The 26,316-nt window shown below is 65.2% G+C and carries 19 protein-coding genes; 10 read left to right on the forward strand and 9 right to left on the reverse strand.

Going from position 1 to position 26,316, the window contains the following annotated elements; all coding sequences use genetic code 11:
• Positions 1–49 precede the first annotated feature (49 nt).
• Positions 50–5,860: an apolipoprotein A-IV repeat region-like domain-containing protein gene (locus KL771_RS14825; RefSeq protein WP_261969332.1), complete on the forward strand. Its 5,811-nt coding sequence runs from the start codon at positions 50–52 to the stop codon at positions 5,858–5,860.
• 519 nt (positions 5,861–6,379) lie between these two features.
• Entirely contained in the window at positions 6,380–6,520 is a 141-nt protein-coding gene (locus tag KL771_RS14830; RefSeq protein WP_261969333.1) for a hypothetical protein, read from the forward strand.
• Between the two features lie 798 nt (positions 6,521–7,318).
• On the opposite strand, the gene KL771_RS14835 is transcribed toward KL771_RS14830, so the two are convergent.
• Entirely contained in the window at positions 7,319–7,906 is a 588-nt protein-coding gene (locus KL771_RS14835) for a hypothetical protein (RefSeq protein WP_261969334.1), read from the reverse strand.
• A 362-nt stretch (positions 7,907–8,268) separates the two neighbouring features.
• On the opposite strand from KL771_RS14835, the gene KL771_RS14840 reads away from it, so the two are divergent.
• The 4 genes from KL771_RS14840 (at position 8,269) to KL771_RS14855 (ending at position 12,243) form a co-directional block, all read left to right on the forward strand.
• The gene (locus tag KL771_RS14840) at positions 8,269–8,586 is read left to right on the forward strand and encodes a DUF1153 domain-containing protein (RefSeq protein WP_261969335.1); all 318 of its coding nucleotides are present in this window, start codon (positions 8,269–8,271) and stop codon (positions 8,584–8,586) included.
• 1,039 nt (positions 8,587–9,625) lie between these two features.
• The gene (locus KL771_RS14845) at positions 9,626–10,000 is read left to right on the forward strand and encodes a hypothetical protein (RefSeq protein ID WP_261969336.1); all 375 of its coding nucleotides are present in this window, start codon (positions 9,626–9,628) and stop codon (positions 9,998–10,000) included.
• A gap of 769 nt (positions 10,001–10,769) precedes the next feature.
• A complete protein-coding gene (locus tag KL771_RS14850) occupies positions 10,770–11,156 on the forward strand; it encodes a hypothetical protein (protein ID WP_261969337.1) in 387 nt (128 codons plus the stop codon).
• 319 nt (positions 11,157–11,475) lie between these two features.
• Positions 11,476–12,243: a response regulator transcription factor gene (locus KL771_RS14855; protein WP_261969338.1), complete on the forward strand. Its 768-nt coding sequence runs from the start codon at positions 11,476–11,478 to the stop codon at positions 12,241–12,243.
• Between the two features lie 527 nt (positions 12,244–12,770).
• On the opposite strand, the gene KL771_RS14860 is transcribed toward KL771_RS14855, so the two are convergent.
• Positions 12,771–14,429 (reverse strand): DUF262 domain-containing protein, encoded by a 1,659-nt coding sequence (locus KL771_RS14860; protein WP_261969339.1) that lies wholly within the window; start codon positions 14,427–14,429, stop codon positions 12,771–12,773.
• Between the two features lie 482 nt (positions 14,430–14,911).
• Here KL771_RS14860 and KL771_RS14865 point away from each other — a divergent pair, with 482 nt between their 5' ends.
• Positions 14,912–15,562 carry a hypothetical protein gene (locus KL771_RS14865; RefSeq protein WP_261969340.1) on the forward strand — a complete coding sequence of 217 codons (651 nt, stop codon included), beginning with the start codon at positions 14,912–14,914 and terminating at the stop codon, positions 15,560–15,562.
• A gap of 419 nt (positions 15,563–15,981) precedes the next feature.
• On the opposite strand, the gene KL771_RS14870 is transcribed toward KL771_RS14865, so the two are convergent.
• Positions 15,982–16,287, reverse strand: a complete 306-nt coding sequence (locus KL771_RS14870; protein WP_261969341.1) for a hypothetical protein — start codon at positions 16,285–16,287, stop codon at positions 15,982–15,984.
• 269 nt (positions 16,288–16,556) lie between these two features.
• On the reverse strand, positions 16,557–17,660 hold the full coding sequence (locus tag KL771_RS14875; protein ID WP_261969342.1) for an NADH:flavin oxidoreductase/NADH oxidase: 1,104 nt from the start codon (positions 17,658–17,660) through the stop codon (positions 16,557–16,559).
• 121 nt (positions 17,661–17,781) lie between these two features.
• Here KL771_RS14875 and KL771_RS14880 point away from each other — a divergent pair, with 121 nt between their 5' ends.
• Entirely contained in the window at positions 17,782–18,255 is a 474-nt protein-coding gene (locus KL771_RS14880) for an MmcB family DNA repair protein (RefSeq protein ID WP_261969343.1), read from the forward strand.
• Between the two features lie 174 nt (positions 18,256–18,429).
• Here KL771_RS14880 and KL771_RS14885 read toward each other — a convergent pair whose 3' ends face one another.
• The 4 genes from KL771_RS14885 to fabA form a co-directional block, all read right to left on the reverse strand.
• The gene (locus tag KL771_RS14885) at positions 18,430–18,624 is read right to left on the reverse strand and encodes a hypothetical protein (RefSeq protein ID WP_261969344.1); all 195 of its coding nucleotides are present in this window, start codon (positions 18,622–18,624) and stop codon (positions 18,430–18,432) included.
• 268 nt (positions 18,625–18,892) lie between these two features.
• The gene (gene fabI, locus KL771_RS14890; RefSeq protein ID WP_261969345.1) at positions 18,893–19,744 is read right to left on the reverse strand and encodes an enoyl-ACP reductase FabI; all 852 of its coding nucleotides are present in this window, start codon (positions 19,742–19,744) and stop codon (positions 18,893–18,895) included.
• 176 nt (positions 19,745–19,920) lie between these two features.
• Entirely contained in the window at positions 19,921–21,138 is a 1,218-nt protein-coding gene (fabB, locus tag KL771_RS14895) for a beta-ketoacyl-ACP synthase I (RefSeq protein WP_261969346.1), read from the reverse strand.
• Positions 21,139–21,261: 123 nt separating this feature from the next.
• Positions 21,262–21,768, reverse strand: coding sequence for a 3-hydroxyacyl-[acyl-carrier-protein] dehydratase FabA (gene fabA / locus KL771_RS14900; protein ID WP_261969347.1), 507 nt, complete (start codon positions 21,766–21,768; stop codon positions 21,262–21,264).
• Positions 21,769–22,273: 505 nt separating this feature from the next.
• Here fabA and irrA point away from each other — a divergent pair.
• Entirely contained in the window at positions 22,274–22,657 is a 384-nt protein-coding gene (gene irrA, locus KL771_RS14905) for an iron response transcriptional regulator IrrA (protein ID WP_261969602.1), read from the forward strand.
• 171 nt (positions 22,658–22,828) lie between these two features.
• A complete protein-coding gene (gene lepA, locus KL771_RS14910; RefSeq protein WP_261969348.1) occupies positions 22,829–24,631 on the forward strand; it encodes a translation elongation factor 4 in 1,803 nt (600 codons plus the stop codon).
• A gap of 488 nt (positions 24,632–25,119) precedes the next feature.
• On the opposite strand, the gene pobA is transcribed toward lepA, so the two are convergent.
• Complete coding sequence (gene pobA, locus KL771_RS14915) at positions 25,120–26,292, reverse strand: 4-hydroxybenzoate 3-monooxygenase (protein WP_261969349.1); 1,173 nt, start codon at positions 26,290–26,292, stop codon at positions 25,120–25,122.
• Positions 26,293–26,316: the final 24 nt, after the last annotated feature.

The following is a 26,316-nucleotide window of genomic DNA, read 5'->3' on the forward strand; positions in this document are numbered from 1 at the left end:
GACTGTCCTCCTGCCGATCTCCTGCGAACCAAGGACGTGAATGATGTCGATGTCGCACCAGCTGGGAGCCTTCGCTCCGGTCATTGCCGTGCTGGGCAGCCGGGATTTTGCCTTGGTGATCGCTCTCGGCCTGCTCGTTGCGTCGATCGGGTGGTACCTTGCGGTCTGCCGCCCCCGTCGGCGTGCGGCGATCGAGACTGTGAAGGCGTTGCAGGACAAGCTCCTGTCCGCGATCGCGCTCGACAAGCCCGAGGCCCGCATCGCCCAGGTGGACGCGACCTTCGCAGCATCGCCCTTCGCAGCCCCCTGGATCCGCTACCGCTCCGGCTTCGAGATTCGGTCCGATCAGATCATCGCCACCATCGGCGCCGAGGACGTGTTCCGGCGCGACCGGCTGCGCGACCTGATGGATTGCGACGACATGCCGGCCCTGATCGAAAGCGTCGTCGCGGCCGGGCTGCTGCTCGGCGCGCTCGGGCTTCTGATCGGGACCTGGAGTGGCGCCGAAAGCGCGGCCTATTGGGTCGTCGTGCTGGCCGTCGCGATGATCGTCCGGCAGCTTCGCCAAGGCGACGCCAATGCCTTTGCGGTGCGCAAGGATCGGGTGATCGAGGATCTGATCGAATCCTTCGGGGCGCTCGCCAATCACGTCCCACGCGAATTGGTTGCCCTGCGCCAACTGCGGGCATCGGAGGAGAACGAGCGCCAGTTGGTCCGTCTGCGCGATGCGCTGTCGGAATCGATCGGCGGCCAGGTGTCCAAGGTCCTCAATCAACATGCCGAGCCGCTTCCCGAGCTGATCGCCGCCAAGATCGCCAGTTCGATCTCCGCCACCATCAACCCGCTGATCGGCGAGATCACGCGGATCGGCGCGACGATGGAGCGCAATTCCAACGACTTCGCCACGCGCGCCGGCGACGGCTTCGTCCGGCTGTGGCGCGAGGCGACCCAGGCCGAAACCGACCTGATGAACCGGTCCCTGCGCAGCAATGTCGAGCAGCTGGAACAGATCGCCCGGACCGTCCAGTCGGTCGAGCAGGGCTTCGGTTCGACCATCGAGCTGGCGTCGCAGCGGCTGCTGGCGACGACCCAGCATTTCGGCGACATGATGGACAGCCGCAGTGCGGAGATCGGCAACCGGCTCGATCAGTTCAAGAATGCCCTCAGCGAACTGCCGGGTCTCGTGACCAATGCGGCCGGCGAAGCGACCCGCTCGATGGCCGCGCGGCTCGCCGATGTCGACCGGTCCCTGGCCCGGATTCCTTCGGTGGTCACCGAGGCGTCCACGGCCGCCGTCGAGGCCATGAAGGCGCAGATCGGCAGCCTCGAGAAGGTTCTCGCCGGCGTCCCGACCGTGGTCAACGAGGCCGCGTCGGCTGCCGCGGCGTCCCTGAAGGCCCAGGTCGGCGCGCTCGACGACTCGCTCGCCCGCATCCCCGGCTCCGTCGTTGCGGCGACGGACAGGGCGCTGATCGCCATCACCTCGGGGGTCGAGGAGACCTCGCTGCGGATGCAGGATGTGACGCGGTCGTTCAACGACATGGCGGCGGCGGAGATGGAGCGCCAGTCGGAACAGATCACCGTCGCGCTGGGACGGGCCGCCGAACAGATCCTGGAAGCGACCCAGGCGGCGTCCGGCGAGTTGCGTACGGCGGGCGAATATCTTGGTCTCAGCGTCGTCGACGGCAGCCGTCTCGTCGGCGAGAGCGCCGAAAGCGCGCGCTCCGTCCTGTCGGGAGCCGTCGAGGCGCTCGAGCAGCAGATCGTCGAATTCTCGGGCCATGTCCGGGCGGCCTCGGCCGAACTCGCCGTCCATCCGGCCCGGGTTGCCGATGCCTTCGAGGCGGTCTGGAGCCGCAGCGTCGAACGGCAGCTCGAAATCGTGGCCGAGAATATCAGGAGCTCGGCTTCCGCACTGGAAAGCATGAGCGGCACCGTTCGGGCGGCCGAGCAGCACTATGCCCAGCAGATCGATAGTTCCGCGACCGGTCTCAACCGGGCGACCGATCGGTTGGAGGGGACACTGGCCTCCGGCACCGACCGCCTGAACGAGCAGCTCGGGGCCGTCCGCAACACGCTGGCGGATCTGGTGCGCTCGGTCGGCGACAGTTCCAGCGAGGCGGCGCAGATCGTCAGGGTCGCGATCGCCGACCTCGACTCGGGCCTCGCCCAGGTTCCGCGCGCCGTCACCCGGGCGACGGATACCGCACTCGACGGACTGAGTGCACGCCTGCGCGAGATCGAGGCCGTACTGCAGAACCTGCCGGGCTCGATCGCGGCCTCCGCCGAGAGCGCGGCGGGTACGATCGGCAATGTCCTGAACGCGACCGCGGAGGACGTGCGCGAACGCACCCGGACGATCGGCCAGCAGCTCGATGCGACGGTCACCACCAGCATCGGGCTGCTCCAGTCGGGCGTCGAGGCGGCCGGCGACAATCTGCGCCGCCAGGCCGAGCAGGCCGCCGGAACCAATGTCGAGGCCGCGCAGGCGATCGCGACGCAGATCCGGCAGGTCGAGGCCGTCCTGCAGACGCTGCCGACGAGCGTCTCGACCCTGACCCAGGATTCGGTCGTCCGCATCGGCGCCGCCATCGAGGCGGCGGCGGGCACGATCGGCACCGTCCTGAACGCGACTGCGGAGGACGTGCGCGAGCGCACCCGGACGATCGGCCAGCAGCTCGATGCGACGGTCACCACCAGCATCGGGCTGCTCCAGTCGGGCGTCGAGGCGGCCGGCGACAACCTGCGCCGCCAGGCCGAGCAGGCCGCCGGAACCAATGTCGAGGCCGCGCAGGCGATCGCGACGCAGATCCGGCAGGTCGAGGCCGTCCTGCAGACGCTGCCGACGAGCGTCTCGACCCTGACCCAGGACTCGGTCGTCCGCATCGGCGCCGCGATCGAGGCGGCGGCGCAGGGCTGGGAAACCCAGTCCGGACGCTTCTCCGACATGGCGTCCGAGAAGATCCGCGCGTTGAGCGGGACCCTGATCGAGACCGGCGAAACGCTGGTCCGGCAGACCCATCAGGCTGCAGACATCAACGTCGCAGCCGCCGACACCGTCGCGAAACGGCTGCATCAGATCGACGAGACCCTGCAGCGCCTGCCGGCCACCATGTCGGACGCCTCCCAATCGGCCGTCTTCACGATCGGCGCCGGGATGACCGCCGCCGTCCAGGACCTCAAGCAGCAGTTCGTCGGCTTCACGGGCAGCATGGTCGACACCCTGGCCAGCCGGGTCGAAAGCCTTGGCCGCCTTCTCGAAGAGGCCGGCCAGTCGATCACGCGCCAGTCCGCCGATGTCGCGGCCGAACAGGCCGCGTCCTCCAAGGCGCTGGTCGGGCAGGTGCGGGAGCTGGAGAGCCTGATGGCCGCCCTCCCGGCTACGCTCAAGACCTCCGCCGAGACCACGGCCGCAACGGTCGGCGCGACCCTCGACAGGACATCCCAGGAGGTGCTCGACCGGACGCGGGCGATCGTCGAGACGCTTGCATCCGGCCTTCATGTCCAGGTCGATGCCGTCTCCTCGCGGCTCCTGGCCGCGGGCAGCGACCTTGCCGAAGCCACGCAACGCACCGCCGCCTCGGTGCGCGAGGCGGGCGACGGGCTGGTGGCGGGAAGCCGCGAAGGCGCCCAGCTTCTGGCCATCGCGTCCGGTCAGCTGCGCGATGACTTCGCCGGATCGGTGCAGTCCCTCAAGGTGCAGGTGGATGAACTGTCCGGACGCATCGACACGGCCTCCGCCGAACTGGCACGCCAGCCCGAGCATGTGGCCAACACGCTCGGCCGGTTGTGGGAGGCGGCCGTCGGTCGCCAGATCACGCTGTTGTCCTCCGGTGTCACCGAATCCGTGTCCGCTTTGTCGGGCGTGGTCTCCGTGCTCAAGGATGCCGACAGGAAGATCGGCGATACAGTCGGTGAGGCGGCACGCGTGCTGATGTCGAGCAGCGAAGCGCTCGACGATGCCCTGTTCACCCACGGCTCGCGCGTCGCCGGTCAGCTCGATTCCATCGAGAACGTCCTGCAGCGCATTCCGCAGGTCGTCGAAACCTCGGCCCTCAACGCGGTCAAGGCCATCGACTTGTCGGCCGCGACCTTGAACGAAAGCGTGTCGCGCCTGCCCGCCACCGTCGTCGGGGCGACCACGGGCGCGATGAGATCGTTGCGCGAAGCCGTCGAGGAGATCGAGACGACCCTGCGCAAGGTGCCGGTCACCATCGGCCATGCCGCCGAGTCGAGCGTTGCCGGCCTTACCCAGAGCCTGAGCACCGCGATCGCCGATCTGCGCGACCAACATCGGGTGCTGGCCGAGCATTCCCAGCAGCGCTTTACCGCGCTCTTCTCGGACTTCGCAGCGACCGGCGATCAGTTCAAGTCGACCATCCAGGCCGCGGGCGAGAGCCTGACCGGCGCCGGTGTCGAACTGAACCGCAACACGAGCCAGAGCATTGCGACCATCGGCGAGGCCGCCGAGGTGGCACGGACCCGGATCGACGACGCCGTCTCCGGACTGGGTCGCCAGATCGACCGTCTGGCCAACCGTCTCGAACTGGCTTCCGCCGAACTGATCCGGCAGCCGGAGCGGATGTCCGAGACCCTCGCGTCGCTCTGGCAGCAATCCGCCACCGCGCAGGTGGAAGCGCTGTCGGGAACCGTCCGGGCCGCCGTCGACGCCCTTGAGACCGTCGTCCGCGGGGTTGCCGAAACGGGTACCGGACTGACCGATGGAATCAACGTCGCGGCCGGGCGGCTGGAGGCGGCGGCGGACGCCGTCGACAGCGTCCTGGCCAGCAGCGCCGAGACCCAGAAGTCCCAGATCGTGGCGCTCGGCGGGATCGTCGAGACGATCCCGGATCGCATCTTCGGCGTCGTCGACGAGATGACCCGCACCCTGCGCCTGCGCATCGAGGACCTGGACAGCGTCATCGGCGCCCTGCCGGACCATGTCGCGAAGTCCGCCGAACAGGCGGTCGCGACCATCGCGGCCGGGGCTGCAACGCTCGAAGGCGCCCTTGCACACCTGCCCGTCAAGGCGTCCGAGACCGCCGAGCGGTCTCTGGCCTCGATCACCGCCGGCGTCGAAGCCTTGGCACGGAAGGTTCAGGATGCGGGGCGGGACTTCACCCGGGCCAGCACGGCCGAACTGGAACTGAAGGTGCGCGATCTGGGCGGCGTCCTCGACGAGGCCGGCCAGGCCATGGTGATCGCCATGCGGCAGTCGGCAGAAGAGTTCCGGCGCAACGGCGGCATCCTGCGCGAGGATTTCGCCGCCGGCATGTCGCAGAGCGTCGAGCGCATCGCCCACGGCACGCAGCAGGCCGCCACGCAGCTGCAGGCGGCCGTGGAACAGCTCGACCTTCGCATCTCCGCCCTGGCAAGCCGGATCGACCGGACCGCCGAGGTGATCTCGGCTACCGGCCGCGAGATCGATGCGGCCGGCCGGAATATCGCCGGGTCGTCCGGATCGATCGCCGATCTGGGCCTGCTCTACGACAAGACAGCCGAGCCGCTGGCCGGATCGATCGCCGCGACCAAGCAGGCGCTCGATCAGGTTCTGGCCGGTCTTGCCACCGTCACCGACGTCAACCAGCGCGGAGCCGAAGCCCTGCAGACGGTCGCGCTCGGCGGCAACGCCGCCCGGGAGTTCTTCGAGACGCAGGGTGTCCGGATCGCCGATCTCGACGCCGTCATCTCCGGAACTCTCGAGCAGTTGCGCGAGAGCATGCGCCGGCTGTCCGTCGACGTGACGACGGAGCTCCGCGTCATGGTCGACGACAACCGCCAGGAGGTGCAGGACTTCCTGCGCAGCGTAGCCGGTTCGATGCCGGACGTGACCGAGCGCAGCAAGGTCTACATGCGCTGACGACGGCGACTGCTGCGGTCGACGGGGCGGCCGTGCCCGGCCGCGCCGCCGTCGAGTGGGTGGGGCGGCGGGCCGCTCCCCCCCGGAGACGTTCGATTGACGGACGAGGTTGCAACGTGCCGGCGCTTCGGGGCGTTGCCACTCCGGCGTCGGCGCCATGGCCCGTCTTCGTCGATCTGCGGCGACACTCCCACGGCCTTGAAACGCCCCGGGACCAAGACGTCCCGATGCATCAGATAATATCGTCCGGCTTCATTCGCCGTGACCATTCAATCGTTCCGGCGACCGCCAGCAAGCCGACAGGCATAAACACATCGCGCAATCGCTGCAAATGCTTCACTCAAAGCCTACAGGTACCCCTCCGAAGCCAGATAGTCCCTTCAGACTCCATCCTTCAAGAAACCAAGGGCCTGATCGACAATGCGCGATTCCTACCGCTCTCTGTCTTCCGTCTTGACGGCTCGGATCCGATGCGCGATCTCTCGATTCATCCGACGCAATGTCGTCGATGACGCGCCCTTGGATCTCACCATCATCGAAGCCGAGATCGATGCCTTCCCGAGAACGGGAAGCGAGCGGCTGATGATTTACATTCTCTGCATGTTGAATGGCGCGGTCTGGCTGCTGATCTTCGTTCTGCTGCTTCGGACCGGTTCGTAATGCGGACGGCTTCCGAAGGCAGTTGTCGATGTGCGTAGTGGTCAGAATCCGACATTGGCGTCCCGCAAATGTCAGATTGAATTGACCACACAATCAAAACGTTAGTGGCTCGGATTCACAAGACGGATGGGGACCATCCGTCTCGGTCGAACCACTAGCAATCGTGTCCTGTCCGATCCCATCTCGCGCCAGGACCGAACTCCAACGCGCCCGAACCCGAAGGCATCGCGTGAATAGGCGCGGGCGCGCGATTGCCGGTCACGGAGGCTCGCCGCCCCGATCGACGATCGTCCGTTACGACACGTTCGAACCCGCTGGGCGGGACATGCCCTTCCGGCCGCGCCGAACAGATCGCCGCGGCGTCGCCGGCACGCGCGCCAAGGTCCCGCCATCGGCGATCCGGCGCGACGCAACGATTGCATCTGCGCAGGAGAACGAGGCGATCCGATCGGACCGTCAGCTGAAAACGACGATGCGATCGCGTGCGCCAGGTCCCGGCGAAATCCGGGCGGCCGGCGCGGCACCATCAAGTCGGGTCGACAGCCCGCAAAGCGAGGCGCAGCCCCAACGCCAAGGCTACGCAACAACGGGCGCAAAGGCCAACGCCGTCGATCGGCGCGACGGTTGCGATGAAAAGGGGCTTCGGACGATCCCGGCCGACCGGGCGCCTGGGCACCGCGCAGACGGCGATCCTGCACCGGATGGAAAGCGCCTTCCGGCTGCGGAGACGGTTGTGCAAGGGCCTGAGACAGGCGGCGGCGACCCGTCCCGACGATTGCTCCCGTTCCGACAGGCGAGTCAGCCGGCCCGGGCCATAACGGGCGGCGGCGCAACCGGGGCCGGGCTGGCAGAGGAAGATTCCCGCTCCCCGTCGTCGGTCGCCGGATTGTAGGCCACGACGCGCATCACGGGCTCTCGGTCACCCGCATAGTGTACCGGGCAAGTCGGCTGACCGTTGCGAATGCCGAAGCCACGCAGGCGTTCGAGCGCGTTCTTGAAGGTGACCAGCCGCGCCGTCCGATTGATCGCGAAACTGTGGCGCAGGATCGAAAGGTCGACGATATGCGTGCGGACGCCGCGTGCGATCGAGAACTGCAGCAGCATCTCGAACTCGACGAGATCGTCCCGCGACCGCCGGTCGGCATTGGCGAGAGCATCGGCGGCTATCCGCGAGTGCCGGCCGATGAACGCGGCAGCGACCTCCGAGAAGTCCGGTTGCCGGACCCGATCACCGGTTTCCAACACCGGAGAGACGTCGGCCGCCGCTTCAGCCGGCTGACGAGCCGCAACGGAAACGCCAGCCCCGAGCAATGACGCGGGAAACCCGCGGACCGCATCGAGAATGGGGCTGAGCCTCGGCGCCGTCAGGGCGGCAGTGGTCCACATCGCACAATCTCCGATCAACATGTCTGAATCGAACTCAACCATAAAACTTAACGGCCGAAAATAGACAAAAGAGCGAAAATTTGATGATAAGGCACGTATTAGTATCGGAAATCCGCGTCTAATTTCACTTTCCTACATCCTCCTCCAACTTTCTTTCCATATAAATCAAGTACTTATCGTTCCTTCAGTACGCCATGTGATCGCATATCAGTCTTAACACGTCACCATTTTGGGTCGCTTGAAATGATGTCATGCGCTCAATGTAAATAATGTCGCCCAATATGAGCATTATACGACTTTCTATTTTCAGTTGGCCCGGCAGCCTGGATTGGTACGAGGCATTCAGATTCGGGCGAACCCGCATGCAACAGGCCGACCTATCCGTCCCGGCGATGGTCTCCGAGACCGCTCCGGCATTCGCTCCGGCGGGTCACGGCCAGCGCTGGACTGCGCAACGCAAGATGGCCGTTCTGGAAGCCGTGGCCAGCGGCGTCGTGAGCCTGTCGGTGTTGCAGTCGGACTACGGCATCAGCGAATCCGAACTGCGGGAATGGCACTATGCGGTCGAGAAATATGGCTTCGACGGACTGAAGCTGAAACACAAGCGGCCGCGCCGGCAAACGTTCCCACCGCGCCGCTCGCCGTCATGGTTCGGCAGCGACGACAGCGCCGCCCGGTGACGTGGCCGTGTCTGTGCTGACCAACCGTCGCCTGGCGAAGACGCCCTGCCTCCCGAAGGCAGGGTCCATGCGTTTCGCCCATTCGGCGCTTTCGGACCGAGGCAGCAGCGCGGTCCCCTTATCAGGTTGCACGGTCGCGTCGCCCGGTTAGGCGGTTCGGAGGAAGGCCGGGACCGGAACCCAAGCATTGCCGGCGAGACCGGGCTGCGCGGGCGGCTCCGATCCGTTGTCCATGCGTTTGCATGCAGGCCCTGCCGAGGCGGTTGCATCGCGCTGGACGATCATTCCGGCGCCGGCCTGAGCCTGAGGAGTGCGACCGGGTGGTCTATAAGTCAGCGGTCGGATTCACGAGACGGCTGGGAACCATCCGACTCGATCGAACCACTCGCCTCCCGGCAGCGTCCGAAGCCAGTGTTGGTTCTCGTCAAGCTCCGATGCTGGAAAGAGTACTCAACGACGTCTCGTTGCCAATATGTTTTTTCTCGCCGCCACAGTCTCATGCCTACAACAGCGGCCGCCGTTACCTTTTGTCGTTGAGGTCCGGCGAACGATGATCGTCAGGCATTTTCACATAGGGTGGCGCCAAATCGCAAGACGAGGGGCATTCGGCCCTCTCCGGAGCGGCCTCGGTCCGGACATTCATTGGCGTGTCCTGTCGCGCCGGTGCAGAAGGTTTTGATTCGACAGCCGGCACCAGAGGCGACTTCAGGTTGACCCGAATAGTATAATTTCCATTTTATCGTTATGTGCAAATACGGAGCACGGCGAGATACATTCTGCTAATAGATTTCTGATTTATGGCCCGGCGACACTTCCCACAAGAATGAGCATATATTCTATTGAAATCCATTAGACGGATTGCGATAAGACATAATACCGCCGCACGAATTGTGGCATAGGTTTCGTAAGGAGATCGACCTGAAGGCGTAAACGTCTTTATGGTCAGGTAGCTGTTATAAAAATCATGACCCGGCGCATAGAATATACTCATCCGACTGTCGAGATGGAGACATATTCTGGCAAGCGGAGGGAAGATGTCGTGGGAAGTGACGTTTATGAGGTTCAATTGGACCGGAAAATGCCTTCTGATCCGACTTCGTATTTCGGCAAGGCGGAGAAGGCAGCCGATCTGCTTCGTTCCTTCAATCGAATACGAGACCAGCATTCCTTGGACTATGATGACATAGCAATCTTGCTTGCGTGCGGTCGAATCAATTTTGGTTCGCGTCGATATCCGATATCCTATGCTCAAGCGGCCAATGTCTCTTCTCTAGCCGACTATGTCGGAATTCCGCGGGAGACTGTTCGGCGTCGGCTGGGAATACTCGCTTCCAAGCAACTGGTGGCTCGCGTTGCGCATGGCTACATCGTGAGCGACGTGTCGACCTGGTCAAGTCTCACCGGCAACTCCTGACGTTATGGTGCCGCCCGATTGACACGTTCCAATCCTTCGGAACGGGCGTGGCAGAACGCCAACCCGACGTTTCGGCGCACGGCCCGGCGCAGCAATGCCCTACCGAACAAAATATGGAATCGGATGCGATTTCGATCGCAGTCCGTCGGCACTCGGTGTCATCCCCGGACTTATATCTGTTTATGCATTTATAATATTCGGTTGCATTTCCGCAAGGTCACCGTCGACGAACCTCTCGGGGGGCTTGAATCCCCGGAAATTGTCGATCACAACGATTTGGACGGAGAAATTTCAGCTACACCCACGTGAACGGACCGGCCGCGGGCAGTTGCGGACAGCTCATTGAAAAGGGGGAGCGGGTGGCCGGCTGGATTCAAGCGATCGTCGTGTATGCGACATCTGCGACGTATGCGCGCAAGAGACCCGGTGCTGCTACTTATTGGATTCAAATCCAGGCATATAATAAGATTATCGACAATTAAAGTTATAAGAACACGCATACCACAAGGAATACAACATTTCCACTTTATTTCCCTTTCGTTAAATGGTGATATTTAGGCTCAATAATGGGCACTTGAAATATTGATCCTTTGCCTAAAACAATGCGATAACGCTCCATATGGGCAGGGGTCGTCAGACCTGGGTAGATCATATCCATATGGTGAATTCGACTCCGCTTTTGTTCTCGCTCAATAGTCAAGCTTAACTTGATTTGCTGAGTGCATTGCAAGGGCCAGGTCGTCGGTAGAAATTCCAGGCGGGGGTGCAGATGCAGCGCGAACTTCCAGAAGACTCCTTGATACCACGACCGGGGCACCCGGTTTCCTCTGAGATCAACCGGTATTCCGTGCGCGCGGAGAAGGCCGGAGAGATGATCAAGAACTTCGGGAAGATCCGCCAGCAGTATGATCTCGACTTCGACGATGTCGCTATTTTGCTTGCTTGTGGCCGTATTAATTTTGGCTCGAGGAAATACCAGTTCTCTTACGTACAAGCTGCAAACGTTTCTTCAATCGCGGACTATATCGCGATGCCGCGCGAGACCGTGCGGCGGCGACTGCAAATCCTCGACACCAAACGTCTGATGGCGCGGGTCGCGCATGGATATATCGTCAGCGATCTCGCCGCATGGTCGTGCCTGACCGGCAATTCGTGACCCTGTCGACATCGCGTCCCGGTTCTTGCGTCCGTTCCGGCCCACCAAGAGCGGATGGGCCTCACTCGGGATAGCGAACCGTCGCCCGCGTAGGGAGTATGGCGAGGGCGGTCCGTGACGGCCCGATCGTGGCGCGGCGATTGCTTCCGCGCTGCCAGGCGTGCCGCATCCCGGAACGGTGTTTCGGAATGACGCCCGGCGGTCATCCGAACGATCGGATCCTTGGATCAAGCAATCCGTGTTTCGGATTGATGGCACGGATTGGGATCCGTCCGGCATGTCGGTCCGCCTGAGGCATTAGATGTGAGAGGAGGCGATCATGGCGATCAGAATCCTGGTTGTGGTAGCCGACCCGCGGACACGCATGCTGCTTTCGACCTTCTGTCGGGAGAATAACTATACTGTGGAATGGGCCGCTACCGCGCTGGATGCGTGGGCGAAATGCCTTACCTACTCTCCTGATATCCTGGTTCTCGATTTGGACAGCGTCGACGCGGTCGATTCCGAGTTGGTCTGGCACGTCTGCGGTCTCTGCAACGTTCTGCTGCTGAAGGGATCGCGGCCGCTGCGGAGCCCTGCCCGTATCGGCGACCCTCCGGCCAAGGCGATCATCGGCAAGCCGGTGCGGGTCGAAGACCTCGTCGCGGCCATTCTGACGATCCGGAGCGATCAGTCGGAATATCGCGCGTCTTTAAGCAGAAGTGGCGTTCTCCGGTTCGGGCGCTTTGCCTTCCACAATGCAACCCGAAAGCTCGTGTCCGAAGACCGTGCCGTATATCTGACAAATATGCAGACGGTGCTTCTCGAATATTTTCTGTCCAGGCGCGGTGTCCATCTATCGCGTGAACAGATTGCAAAAGCTCTGTACGGTAGCATCCAAAACGTTAATGTTCGCTCCGTCGATGTGCTGATCAGCCGCCTGCGAACGGTCCTCGGACAACAGCGCGGCGGAGATCGATTCATCCGCAGCATTCGCGGTATCGGCTATGTATTCGTCGCGGACCCGATGGACGCCGTGAATGTGAACCTGGACATCGAGCCGCCGGCCAAAGGCCGCAAGCCGCTCTTCGAGGCGGATGTTTATTAGATCTGGCATCCAAATCGTTTTTGTATCGCACACCCATGGCGTCCCATCCTGGCACGACGCCGGCCTCCCTGCTCAGGACGGCCAGGAGGCGCTACACCGCCCTGAACGATTTCGTCGGCCAAGATCGGCATGGCCATCCTGAATCCATGGCCTCCTGGATCGGCACGCTGCCTCGTGCCGTCGGAGCCGCGACGCCGGCCTCGGCTCGTCAGGCGAAGCCGCTCATCGCGCTGCTGCGCGGATACCGTGGACCGCCCGGGGCCGGTCAGCGGTCCGCTTCCGTCATGGACCGCCCTTCGTAAGAGCCCGCCACTTCCGGCGACCGGCCGGCCTTCGCACGAAGCTCGCCGCGAAAGACGCCGTCGCTTTGCAGGCCGCGCCACCCAGCCCTGCGACCCACGTCCGTCCCGGAGGTCAGAATCAGACATTTGCGTCCCGCAAATGCCGGATCGAGTTGACCGGGCAATCAAATAGTCAGTGGTTCAGATTCATGAGGCGGATGGGAACCCTCCGTCTCGATCGCACCACTAGAGTTGCCAGTGGCTGCAGAGCCGCTCCAGGAAGGCCGCCTCGCGCTGCTCAAGCCGCTCCGTGACATCGCCCTCGGCATCGAGGAGGCTGACCGATGTCGCAAAGGGCTCGCTGGCGTCGTGCCCCATGAGCCGCTCCCGGCGCTCGACCGCCGTCTCCCGGATGGTTGCAAGGCTGCGGCGGCGCCGAACCAGGACCAGATTGCCCAACCCGTTCAGAATGTCCTTGTCGGACCGCACACCGACCGTCAAAGCGCGTCCCGCGGCCGGAGCCCGCCGGGTCGCGAACTTGTCGACATGCAAGTCCTCGGGGGCCGGAAGCCCGGACGCGCCTGACAGGAGAAGTTCAAGCTTCAGCATGATCGGCAGCTGGACGCGCGTTGCAGAGATGGCGGGCGAATAGAGCAGCCCGCGCAGTTCCTGACGCTCGGCATCGCTCAGATCCAACGGCGACCCATCCTGCAGGACATTCTCTCCAGCCGCCAACGTATCGACGATCTTGCCAAACCGAGCAAGCCGCGATCCCGTATAGTCCCTTCGCAGAAGCAGGTAGAAACAGAGCCGCTCAAGCTTCTCCAGAAACTCGGTATGCAGGGCTCGTTCTTTGCAGTTGTTCAAGATGCGAAGAGCTGGACCGATCCATTCGTTGAAGTCAAAGGATTGAAGGACGAATAGACTTCCTGAATCCCGCTCCAGGGACGCCTTCTGGTTGATCAGATAATCATAGATGGACGCATAGGGGATCAGGATGTCGGCGACGAAGGCCTCCCGTCCGATGCCGTTGGGCACGAGCGATTGGAAATCGGTCAGGATGGATTTCACCCTGCGGCCGGTATGGGCGAACAAGGTGTGATGGAGCAGGGATTCGAAGCCGGCGCGTCCGAGGGCGCCTTCGATCCGCTCCCATTCGCATGCCATCGCCTCGGCCTGCTCGTCCGGCAGGCTGGACACGATCTCCGCTTTGATCAGGTCCGAAGTCGACAGGTTGAGGCCGCGACTGTTGATGACCGAGAATATCCGATAGGCGGTGGAGCGATCGGCCGCGGTGATGACCACGAAGTAGCATCGCTCGACCACGAACATCGTCAGGCGTTGCCGCCGTTTCGGCGACAGCGCCTGCAGGGCTTTGCGCATGAAGACGAGGTTGCGCAGGATGTTGTCGTCGCCGGCAGGTTCCGCGCTGTCGTCCGGGACCGTGCAGGTGGCCCCGGGAGCCTGGACGAATGCGGCGAAGAAGTCGTTGTCGCGCGGCCTCAGTGTCAGGCGGAACCGGTCGGACGTGCCGACGAGCGGGTTGCCGCGCGCATGAACCAGATCGTGCAGGGCAGCGGCCGTGGCCTGATCGGTTTCGATGTCCCGCAGTAACGAAATGAGCATCGTCAGCGTGGTCAGTCGCTGTTGGCCGTCGATCACGTCGGCCTCGGGAGCGTTGGGCATCCTGACCAGGATGACGCTGCCGAAAAAGTATGGCCGCATCGCGTCGACTGGGCATTCCGGATCGTATTCGTCGATTTCCGTAAAAAGATCGTCCAGCAAGTCACCTGCCTGCTCGGTCGACCAGGAATAGGCTCTCTGAAAATTGGGGATGCAGAAGACATATTCTTCTGACATCATTTTCCGCAGCGGAAGTTCGCGAGCGTGCAGAGATGGCATCATGTCGTTCTGATCTTCTTGTGAAATTATTCGGATAATTACCGGGCAGATACCACATGGGCTTCCGACCGGAAGAGCAAAGCAGGCGACTGCGCCTAAAACGGGCACCGACGCTGGCTGCGGTGCCGCTTCCGCTGGCAAAGTCCCGTTAAGGTAACGCAACTGTGTCGTTGGGATCGTCGCGCAAGCGCCGTCCAGGCGGGCCGAAAGGGCGACGGTCGGCGCTCGTTCTGTACCGACGGCTCATGCCATCGTCTGGCGGCGGACCACGGTCCGGGGAGGCTTCCGGTCGTCTCGACTGCGGGCGCGACCGGGATTGTCCCGGTTCGTCATCGTTGGGTTCGGAACCGGCATCGGTCCGAATCGCCTGCGATGGTTTCGCCGGACGATGGGATCGCAGGTTCGCATGTGTCCGCCTTCGGGCGCACGATGGTCATCGGAACTCTTGAAGCCGTCGGCACCGCCGATAGGAGAAGTCTGTCGCAATGATCGTCGAGCGCAAATTGACGGCCGAGGAACTGGCCGAGATCCTCAGGGTACCGCTCGAGGCCGCACGCGCGGTGGCGATTCGGAACGAGTGGCGGTTCGAGCGCGACCGCAGGGGGCGGCTGCGGATCTCCGTTCCGGACCAGTTCTTGAAGGCACAGACGGGTGGCGCCCGACCACAGGCGCGGCGGGCTGCGCCCTCCGAAACGCCGGCGCCGGCAAAGCGGAAGGCGGCGTCGGCTCCCGCGGCAGAGCCGGCAGCGGCACGCCCGGCGGCGAAAGCCCGGCCCGCCAACCATCGCAGTCCGCCGGCGGCGGCAGCGCCCACGGCCACGGCCACGGCGCCAGGAGCCGATCCCGATTCGCGTCCCCCGCAACGCCGCGCCGAAGCCGGTGCCGGCGCCGGCGCGCGCGGGGCGACCGAGCCGGTGCCGCCACCCAAGGAGGCGGGCCGACAGGACGCATTCTCGCTGCAGGTTCGGGTCTCCAGCCTCGAGAGCCAGATCGAAACCCTGATGAAGCTCGCGCTGTTGGAACGTCAGCGCGCCGAAGAGGCGATTGCCGAACGCAATCATTGGCGCAATCTTGCCGAGCGCCTGATCGAAGCCCTGCCGGACAGCAGTTCCTGGCTGCGGCGCTGGCTGCACTGATCCGGCCGCCGATCGCAGGACTGAGACCGGAAGCCCGCATCCTTGGCAGCCGTCGCGACCGGGCGGTGCCTTCCGGAACTTCGGCACCAGACCGCGCCGCATGCGAAGGGTTTTGCGGCACCGACGCATCGGCCCGTGGCCGGGGCGCGACGCTCTCTTGGACGACGGCAACGCACAGCCGGGCATCGGTCCCGAAGGATCCGCCGCAGCTCGGGCCGTCGACCAGACTTCGGCCCGCAAGAGCTACGGAAACAGGGACGACGACGCGCCAGGAACAAACCGGGTACGCGCCCCCAGGCCGGGAACCGGCGACCATTCCGCGGGGAGCGGTCGCCCTGAGGCCGCATCGGAGAACGCCCCGGTATGCGGCGGCGTCGAACACGGATGCGGGATTTCGATCCGCGCCATTGCGAGCCGGATCACCGGAGCCGTCCGCCCGGCTCCTTGCCGGACCGGCCGAACAGGGACGTGACCAGCCAGGTCGTGCCGAGAATCACGGCGCAGACGACGGCCCAGACCGTGAAGAGGGCGACGCCGCCGAAGCCCTGCAGCAGATCGATGAGCCAGGTCGGCGACGTCGGCTCGATCGGGAAGCCCGGCACTTCGTCGCCGAAGCTCCAGCGCGCGACACCGAAAACGATGCGCGTCATCGCCCAGGCCCCGAAGACCAGGAAGGACCAGAAGGCTACGCCGATCCAGGCGGCAGTCCAGGCGAGCGGGCGCATGGCGTCGTCTCCAGTTCGTGCCTGTCTCCACCGGCGACGGCCGGATCCGGACCCGCCCCCGGGCCATGCCGGTACGGCCTTCCCGCTACGGCGCGGCCGGGGCGATGCCGGCATCCGGCTGAGATCGGTGGTCCGGAGGTGCCGTTCAAGAGCCGGCACGGCAAAGCCCATCCTCCGTCGAGCCTTTCCACGGCGTTCGGACCGGCTCCGGCCTCATCGCGAAGGTCGAGGACGCGGAGCGGCCGGGCCCACCAGGGACGGCTGCGGTATCAGGGGCGACGCATCCGGGAGCCCGGCCAGACCGGCGGCGCGACGCGCGCAAACTGTGCCGGCCGTTCGATTTCGCTACCGAGCCGTTCGGCGGCGTGCCAGCCCCAGCGCGGATCGTCGAGAATGGCCCGGGCAAGGGCGATCTGGTCGGCTTCCCCGCGCTGCAGGACGGCTTCGGCCTCTTCGGGATCGACGATCATGCCGACCGCCTGGGTGATGATACCGGTCTCCGCCTTGACGCGCGCCGCGAAGGGCACCTGGTAGTTCGGGCCGACCGGGATGCGGATCTTCGGCGTGATGCCGCCGGAGGAGACACAGACATAGTCTAGCCCCTCGGCCTTGAGCCGAGCCGCCATTTCGACGGCATCCTCGGGGGTCAATCCGCCCTCGGCCCAGTCCGTGCCGGTGATCCGGGCGCCAACGGCGAGATCCGGCACGGCCGCGCGCACGGCCCGCGCCACGGCAGTCGGAAAGGCGGCTCGACGGTCGAAATCGCCGCCAAAGGCGTCGTCGCGCCGGTTGGCGAGCGGCGAGAGCATCGCATGCATCAGATAGCCATGCGCCATATGCAATTCGATCAGGTCGAAGCCGATCCGGCGGGCGCGCAGAGCGGCGGCCACGAAGGCTCGTTCGATGCGCTCGAAATCGGCCGCCTCGAGAAGCCCGGGCACAGGCCAGCCGTCGTCGAAGGGCAGCGCCGAGGGGCCGAAGGTTGGCCAGGCGTCCTCGGCCTGCGACAGGGCGCGGCCGCCCTCCCAGGGCCGTTGCGACGAGCCCTTGCGGCCCGAATGGCCAAGCTGCACGCCCCACTTGGTTCCCGGCACCGCATAGGCCCGCGCGGCCGCCATCACCGGCGCCAGGGCCCGCTCGGCGGCATCGGAATAGAGCCCGAGGCAGCCATGGGTGATCCGGCCGCGCCGTTCGACGGCGGTCGCCTCCAGGATCACCAGACCGGCGCCGGACATTCCGAGCATCGGCAGATAGGTGCGGTGCCAATCGCCGGCACAGCCGTCCTCGGCCGAATACTGGCACATGGGCGAGACGACGATACGGTTCGGCACGGTCACAGGGCCGACGGCAAGCGGCGAGAACAGGATCGACATGACGGCTCCGGGAAAGGGCAGGGCCGCTGCAGCGGACCCGCTCCGGACGCCGGCGTCAAGTCAACCCAGCCGCGCGGTGCGTTTCTTGTCTGCCGGGCCGTGGACGGGGCATGATTGCAGGATGCCCACTGACGATCTTTCCACGCTTCTGACGATGCCCTCCCGTCCGGAGGAGACGCGCCTGGTGCTGCGCGGCGTCAAACGGCACCTGCGGCGGCTCGGGCTTGCCTGTGTCGAGGAACTGCCGCTCGCCTCCGGCCGCCGGGCCGATGTGGTCGCGCTCGGCGACGACGGCAGCATCCGGATCGTCGAGGTCAAATCCTCGATCGAGGATTTCCGGGTCGACCAGAAATGGCCCTTCTACCGCCTGCATTCCGACCGGCTCTATTTTGCAACCAGTCCGCGGGTGCCGTTGGACATCTTCCCGGAGGATTGCGGCCTGATCGTCGCCGACGCCTTCGGGGCGGAGATCCTGCGGGAGGCGCCGGAGCATCGACTGGCCGCCGCGACCCGCAAAGCCATGACCATCCGCTTCGCACGCGCCGCCGCTCTGCGGCTGCACGGTGCGGTCGATCCGGAGACTTTCGAGGGTTGACGGTCGGTCGGGCCGGATCGGCAACCGGGCGCGTTCACGGGAATGCCCTGAAACGACGAAACCCCCGGACCAGGCCGGGGGCTTCGTCAATCCTGCGGGTCAGGCCGCAAGGACATTCGATCGGCAGGGGAAGGCCGTCGAAGCCGTTCGGATGCGTTGCAGCAATCCGGCCGGTCAGGCGATGCGCGTGCGCGACGGGCTCGGCAGCTTGGCGGCGCGGTTGGCGAGCGCCCGCGCGGAGCTGGTACGACCGGCGAGGCCTTCGAAGAAGATCTTGGGATCGCGAACGAAAATCTCGGTCGCGACGGCCACGAGGCCACCGAAGGCAACAGCGAGAGCGAGATATTCGAGGAAGTGCGGACCGATCATGGCGGGTCTCCGTGGAGCAACGAACTCTGTTGCAATGCAATATAGAGAAGACCAAACCTGACAGCAAGGTATCTGGCATGCCAGATACCGCCGAGCGGCCATGTCGCAAATGCATGACCGACCTCCTCACCCCGGCGCCGGCAAGCGGGGCGCCTGCCCGTCTGCATTCGGCCCCAAAATGCATGTGGGAGCCGCCCCGGCAGGGTGGCTCCCACAAAATCATCCTTGCTGGACTTCGCTGCGGTTGCCCCGCAGGGCCCGCGCCGGATCACTCCGCCGCGCTGGAGACCGTTCCGGACGCCGCCTTGGTCTCCTCGACATCGTCGATGTCCTTGAGTTCCTCAAGCCGCGGCATGGAGACGATGTTGTAGCCGGAATCGACGAAATGCACTTCGCCGGTCACGCCGGAAGACAGATTCGACAGCAGATACAATGCCGTACCGCCGACCTCATCGATCGAGACGGTGCGCCCGAGCGGCGAGTTGCGCTTCTGGAAATTGAACATCAGCCGGGCATCGGCGATGCCGGCCCCCGCCAGCGTCCTGACCGGACCGGCCGAGATCGCGTTTACGCGGATGTCGTCAAGGCCGAAATCCATCGCCAGGTAGCGGACCGAGGATTCCAGCGCCGCCTTGGCGACGCCCATGACGTTGTAGTTGGGCATGACCCGCGTCGAGCCGCCATAGGTCAGCGTGACCATGGAGCCGCCGGGATTCATGATCGCCGCCGCCCGCTTGGCGATCTCCGTGAAGGAGAAGCAGGAGATCACCATGGTGCGCACGAAATTTTCGCGCGTGGTGTCGGCGTAACGGCCCTTGAGTTCGGTCTTGTCCGAGAAAGCGATGGCATGAACCAGGAAGTCGAGCCGGCCCCAACGCTCCTTGATGGTCTCGAAGACGCGGTCGACCGAGGCGACATCCTCGACATCGCAAGGGATCAGGAAATCGGATCCGAGCGAGGCCGCAAGCGGCTTCACCCGCCGGCCGAAGGCCTCACCCTGGTAGGTGAAGCCGAGTTCCGCGCCGGAATCGGCCAGCTTCTTGGCGATCCCCCAGGCAATGGAATGGTCGTTCGCGACGCCCATCACCAGCCCGCGCTTGCCATGCATCAGTCCGCTCATGCGGGTCCCTGCTTCATAGGCCCGTCTGCCGCTCGCCGCTGGGACGAGGCGCAGGTGAGGGTAGCCGTAGCGATCGGTCCACATGCGATCCGGTACGTTCGAGGGTTCGAACCGGATCGCACAGTCTCTTGAAAACCTTATGACACGGCCGGCGCGGCGCGCGCCAGCCGTCGCGTTCAGCGGTCGTGCCGCTGGAACACCAGCGTGGCATTCGTGCCGCCGAAGCCGAAGGAATTGGACAAAACGGTCTCCAGTTCCACGTCGTCGACCCGCTGGCGCAGGATCGGCATGTCGGCGAAATCGGGATCGAGCTCTTCGATATTCGCCGATTCGGCCATGAAACCGTTCTGCATCATCAGGAGCGAATAGATCGCCTCCTGCACGCCGGCCGCGCCGAGCGAATGGCCGGTCAGCGACTTGGTCGCCGAGATCGGCGGCACGTCCTTGCCGAACACCGCGCGGATCGCCTCGATCTCCTTGGCATCGCCGACCGGCGTCGCCGTGGCGTGCGGGTTGATGTAGTCGACCTTGCCCTTCACGGTCGCCAGCGCCTGGCGCATGCAGCGCATCGCCCCCTCGCCCGACGGGGCGACCATGTCGTGGCCGTCCGAGGTGGCGCCGTAGCCGGTCAGTTCGGCATAGATGCGGGCCCCGCGCGCCTTGGCATGCTCGAGCTCCTCGAGCACCAGCACGCCCGCGCCGCCGGCGATGACGAAGCCGTCGCGGTTCTTGTCGTAGGCGCGGGAGGCGGTTGCCGGCGTGTCGTTGAACTTCGACGACATGGCCCCCATGGCATCGAACAGGACCGACAGCGACCAGTCGAGTTCCTCGCAGCCGCCGGCGAACATGACGTCCTGCTTGCCGAGGATGATCTGCTCGGCCGAGTTGCCGATGCAGTGGCTCGACGTGGCGCAGGCCGACGAGATCGAATAGTTGACGCCCTTGATCTTGAACCAGGTGGCGAGCGTCGCCGATGCGGTCGACGACATCGCCTTCGGCACCGCGAAGGGTCCGACGCGCTTCGGACCCTTGGTCCGGGCGATGTCGCAGGCCTCCAGCAGGGTGCGGGTCGACGGGCCGCCGGAGCCCATGATGATGCCGGTCCGCTCGTTGGAGATGTCGCTCTCCTCAAGCCCGGAATCGCGGATCGCCTGGTCCATGGCGACATGGTTCCAGGCGGTGCCGCCGCCGTGGAAACGCATGGCGCGGCGATCGATCAGGCCCTCGGGATCGAGGGTCGGGGCGCCCTGCACCTGCGACCGGAAGCCGATTTCGGCATGCTTCTCGGCACGCGTGATGCCCGATCGGGCCTCGCGCAGCGAGGCAATGACTTCCTGGGTGTTGTTGCCGATGGAGGATACGATCCCCATCCCGGTCACGACCACTCGCCTCATCTGGGCCTCGATTCTCGTCTCGTTCTCATTGCCGGGCGCAATCCGTATCGGACGGACCGGCGCTTCAACGCCGGTGCCGGCAGCCTGTCCGGATCGGGCCACCGGTCTTGACGTCCCGGGCCATCAGGCCTGGAACAGCCCCACCTTCAGATCCTTCGCCGAATAGATCTCCTGGCCGTCGGCCTTGACCCAGCCGTCGGCGATGCCGAGCACCAGCCTGCCGCGCATCACGCGCTTGAACTCGATGCCGTACTCGACCAGCTTCACGCCCGGCTGGATCTGCCCGGTGAATTTCACCTCGCCGACGCCCAGGGCCCGCCCGCGTCCCGGCGACCCGAGCCAACCGAGATAGAAGCCGACCAGTTGCCACAGCGCATCGAGTCCGAGGCAGCCCGGCATGACGGGATCGCCCTGAAAGTGGCACGAAAAGAACCAGAGATCGGGCCGGATGTCGAATTCGGCGCGGATATATCCCTTGCCGTTCTCGCCGCCCGTCTCGGAAATCTGCGTGATGCGGTCGAACATCAACATCGGAGGCAGCGGCAGCTGGGCATTGCCCGGGCCGAACAACTCTCCGCGCCCACAGGCGAGCAGATCTTCATAAGCAAAGCTGGAGCGGCGCTCGTCCATGGGGTTCCGTATCGCCCTTTCGTGTTCTGCGGCACAGCCCGGAACTCCGGACCGTCGGGCTTTGCGCCCTTCGACCGCCCATGCGGCTCCAGCCCCCGAAGAGGCCGGCACTATGACCGCGGCGCCTTCTAACATAGGGATCGGGGCTCCGAAAGATCAGAGGCAGCCGAACCGGCGTCGTAACGGAAACCATATGAGGACTATTCCGAGCATGCCGCGGGTTGCCCTGCTTGCGAATGGTTCCTATTATTGTCCCAACGAGCCTCAACGGCTTGCGACACCGGAGACGCGCTGGTGGTTCGATCGCGGCAAGCGGCTCCCGTTCCGCTGCCGTAGTCGAACCATGAACCTTTTGACGGGAGGAGTGACGTCCGGCATTCTCCGAAGGCATCCAAGATCGAGGACGGCGATGGAAGCGAGGTCAGTGACCCTTTATGCCCAGCGCGAGCCGGACCCGGCCGGGTCCGCCCGCGACGGCGAGGCGCGCCCGACCTGCGTCACCGCGATGATGCGCCGCGCCGGCCTCAGGCCGACCCGCCAGCGCCTCGCCCTCGCCTCGCTGCTGTTCGGCCGCGGCCACCGCCATGTTTCGGCGGAAGCGCTGCACGAGGAGGCCATCCTGGCGCGGGTGCCGGTCTCGCTGGCGACCATCTACAACACCCTGCACCAGTTCACCGAAGTCGGCCTGCTGCGCGAACTGGCCGTCGACGGCTCGAAATCCTATTTCGACACCAATGTCGGCGACCATCACCACTTCTTCGTCGAAGGCGACAATGCCATGCTCGACATCCCGGCCAGTTCGGTCGAGATCGGCAGGCTGCCGGCGGTTCCGGACGGTATGGAGATCGTCCGGGTCGATGTGGTGGTGCGCCTGCGCCGCAAGGATTGACCGGCCGGCCGGGACTGCCGCTGCAGACCGCACACCGGTGCTGAGACCGCCCGCCCGCGTCGGCTTTGGGGGTGCGGCGCAGGATTGCCGCGATTTCGGCGTCTTGCAGGCCTTTGCCTGCCGGGCCGCGGGTGTTATCAAGCGCGCGACCTCTGACCTGTCCGGAACCCGATGACCACGCCGCTTGCGCAAATCCGCAATTTCTCGATCATCGCCCATATCGACCATGGCAAGTCGACGCTCGCCGACCGGCTGATCCAGGCCTGCGGCGGCCTCGAAAGCCGCGAGATGGTCGATCAGGTGCTCGACAACATGGATATCGAGCGCGAGCGCGGCATCACCATCAAGGCGCAGACCGTCCGGCTCGAGTACAAGGCCGCCGACGGGCAGGTCTATACGCTGAACCTGATGGACACGCCCGGCCATGTCGACTTCGCCTACGAGGTCTCCCGGTCGCTGGCCGCCTGCGAGGGCTCACTCCTGGTGGTCGACGCCTCGCAGGGCGTCGAGGCGCAGACGCTCGCCAACGTCTATCAGGCGATCGACAACCATCACGAGATCGTGCCGATCCTCAACAAGATCGACCTGCCGGCCGCCGATGCCGACCGCGTCAAGGCGCAGATCGAGGAGGTGATCGGCATCGACGCCTCCGAGGCCGTGCCGATCTCGGCCAAGACCGGGCTCGGCATCCCGGACGTGCTGGAGGCGATCGTCAAGCGCCTGCCGCCGCCGCGCGGCGATGTCGATGCGACCCTGAAGGCGATGCTGGTCGACAGCTGGTACGATACCTATCTGGGCGTCGTGGTGCTGGTGCGCGTGGTCGACGGCATCCTGCGCAAGGGCCAGAAGGTCCGCATGATGGGCACCGGCGCCACCTACGAAATCGAGCGGGTCGGCGTCTTCACCCCGAAGATGCGTGACCTGACGCAGCTCAGCCCGGGCGAGATCGGCTTCATCACCGCCTCGATCAAGGAAGTCGCCGACACCCGCGTCGGCGACACGATCACGGACGACCGCAAGCCGACCGCAGAGGCCCTGCCGGGCTTCCGTCCGGCCCAGCCGGTGGTGTTCTGCGGCCTGTTCCCGGTCGACGCGGCCGAGTTCGAGGACCTGCGCACGGCCGTCGGCAAGCTCCGGCTCAACGACGCCAGCTTCACCTACGAGATGGAGACCTCGGCGGCGCTCGGCTTCGGCTTCCGCTGCGGCTTCCTCGGCCTGCTGCATCTGGAGATCATCCAGGAGCGGCTGGAGCGCGAGTTCAATCTCGACCTGATCGCCACGGCGCCCTCGGTCGTCTACCAGATGACGCTGACCGACAATTCCACGATCGAACTGCACAATCCGGCCGACATGCCGGAGGTGACCAAGATCGAGGAGATCCGCGAGCCCTGGATTCGCGCCACCATCCTGACGCCGGACGAATATCTCGGCTCGGTCTTGAAGCTCTGCCAGGACAAGCGCGGCGTCCAGATCGACCTGTCCTATGCCGGCGCCCGGGCCATGGTGGTCTACGACCTGCCGCTCAACGAGGTGGTGTTCGACTTCTACGACCGGCTCAAGTCGGTCTCGAAGGGCTATGCCTCGTTCGACTACCAGATCACCGACTACCGCCCGGCGGACCTGGTGCGCATGCAGATCCTGGTCAACAGCGAGCCGGTCGACGCGCTCGCCATGCTGGTGCACCGGACCCGGGCGGAGAGCCGCGGCCGGGCGATCTGCGAGAAGCTGAAGGACGTGATCCCGCCGCACATGTTCCAGATCCCCGTGCAGGCGGCGATCGGCGGCAAGATCATCGCCCGCGAGACCATCCGCGCGCTGCGCAAGGACGTGACCGCCAAGTGCTACGGCGGCGACGCGACCCGCAAGCGCAAGCTCCTCGACAAGCAGAAGGAGGGCAAGAAGCGGATGCGCCAGTTCGGCAAGGTCGAAATCCCCCAGGAAGCCTTCATCCAAGTCCTGAAGGTGGAGGGGTGAGGAACGGTCCGCGCCCCTCGGGGCGCGGATGAAAAGCTCCAGTGGAGCTTTTCAAGTGACGAACGCCCTGAGCCCAAGCGAAGGGCAGGACGAGGCGCGGCCCACGCCCCTCGGGGCGTGAACGAAAAGCTCCAATGGAGCCTTTCGAGCAACGAACGCCCTGAGCTCAAGCGAAGGGCAGGACGAGGCGCGGTCCGCGCCCCTCGGAGCGCGGACGAAAAGCTCCAGTGGAGCTTTTCAAGTGACGAACGCCCTGAGCCCAAGCGAAGGGCCGGACATGCGTCGGAGGGCACCCTCTCTCGGCGCATCCCCGGCCGGAGCGCAAGCGGAGTGCCGGGGCCCACTCCGCCGCAAACTTGCCTCAACGGCTTGTTTTTATTGATGGATTTTATTCTGACCGGCGTGCCGGATCGGCGGGTTTTGCATACCTTGCCCGGGGAAGCGCCGAGAGATCGCGTCCTGCGCGCCCGTCCGACTTCCGACCAGTCTCAATACGGCAGCCCGACATAGTTCTCCGCGATCGCCGCCGAGGCCACCTCGGAGCTGGCGATATAGTCGAGTTCCGCCAACTGCATACGGGCCCCGAAGGCGCCGGTCTCCGGCAGCAGGTGCATCATCGCGGTCATCGACCAGGAGAAGCGCTCGGCCTTCCAGATGCGCGCCAGGGCGCGCGCCGAATAGGCATCGATCCCGGCGCTCGACTGCTCCTCGTAGAATTCGCGCAGGCCGGTGGCGAGATAGTGCACGTCGCTGGCCGCCAGGTTCAGCCCCTTGGCGCCGGTCGGCGGGACGATGTGGCCGGCGTCGCCGACCAGGAACAGGCGGCCGAAGCGCAGCGGCTCGGCCACGAAGGAGCGCAGTGCCGCGATGCTCTTCTCGATCGACGGACCCGGCACGACCCGGTCGGCGACCGCCTCCGGCAGGCGTCGGCGGAACTCGTCGTAGAAGCGCTGGTCGGACCAGTCCTCGACGCGCTCGGTCGGCGGGACCTGGACGTAGAAGCGGCTGCGGCTGTGCGAGCGCATCGAGGCGAGCGCGAAGCCGCGGTCGTGGCGGGCATAGACCAGTTCCTCGTCGGCCGGCGGCACGTCGGCGAGCAGGCCGAGCCAGGCGGTGCCGTAGATCCGCTCGTAGAGCGTGAGCGCAGCTTCGGGTACCGAGGCGCGCGAGACACCGTGGAAGCCGTCACAGCCGACCACGAAGTCGCAGTCGATCACCTGGGTGACGCCATCCTTCCGGTAGGTGACCCAGGGCTTGACGCCGTCGAAATCGTGGATCTCGACCGAGGCCGCCTCGTAGACGGTCGCGGCGCCGAACTCGGCGCGGGCGTCCATCAGGTCGCGGGTCACCTCGGTCTGGCCATAGACCACCACCGACCGGCCGCCGGTCAATCCGGCCAGGTCGATGCGATGCGTGCGGTCGGCGAAAGCCATCGAGAAGCCGTGATGCACGAGCCCTTCGCGATCGAGCCGGTCGCCGCAGCCGCAGGCGCGCATCTGGTCGACCAGGCCAGTCTCCAACACGCCGGCGCGGATGCGCGACAGGACATGCTCGGCGCTGCGCGCCTCCAGGATGACCGCGTCGATGCCGGCCCTGGCCAGGATCTGGCCGAGCAGCAGGCCGGACGGCCCCGCTCCGACGATACAAACCTGATGCCGCATGCCGTGGGCCTCCCTCAGCGACGC

Source organism: Prosthecodimorpha staleyi, assembly GCF_018729455.1.
In the GTDB taxonomy this organism is placed as follows: Bacteria; Pseudomonadota; Alphaproteobacteria; order Rhizobiales; family Ancalomicrobiaceae; genus Prosthecodimorpha; species Prosthecodimorpha staleyi.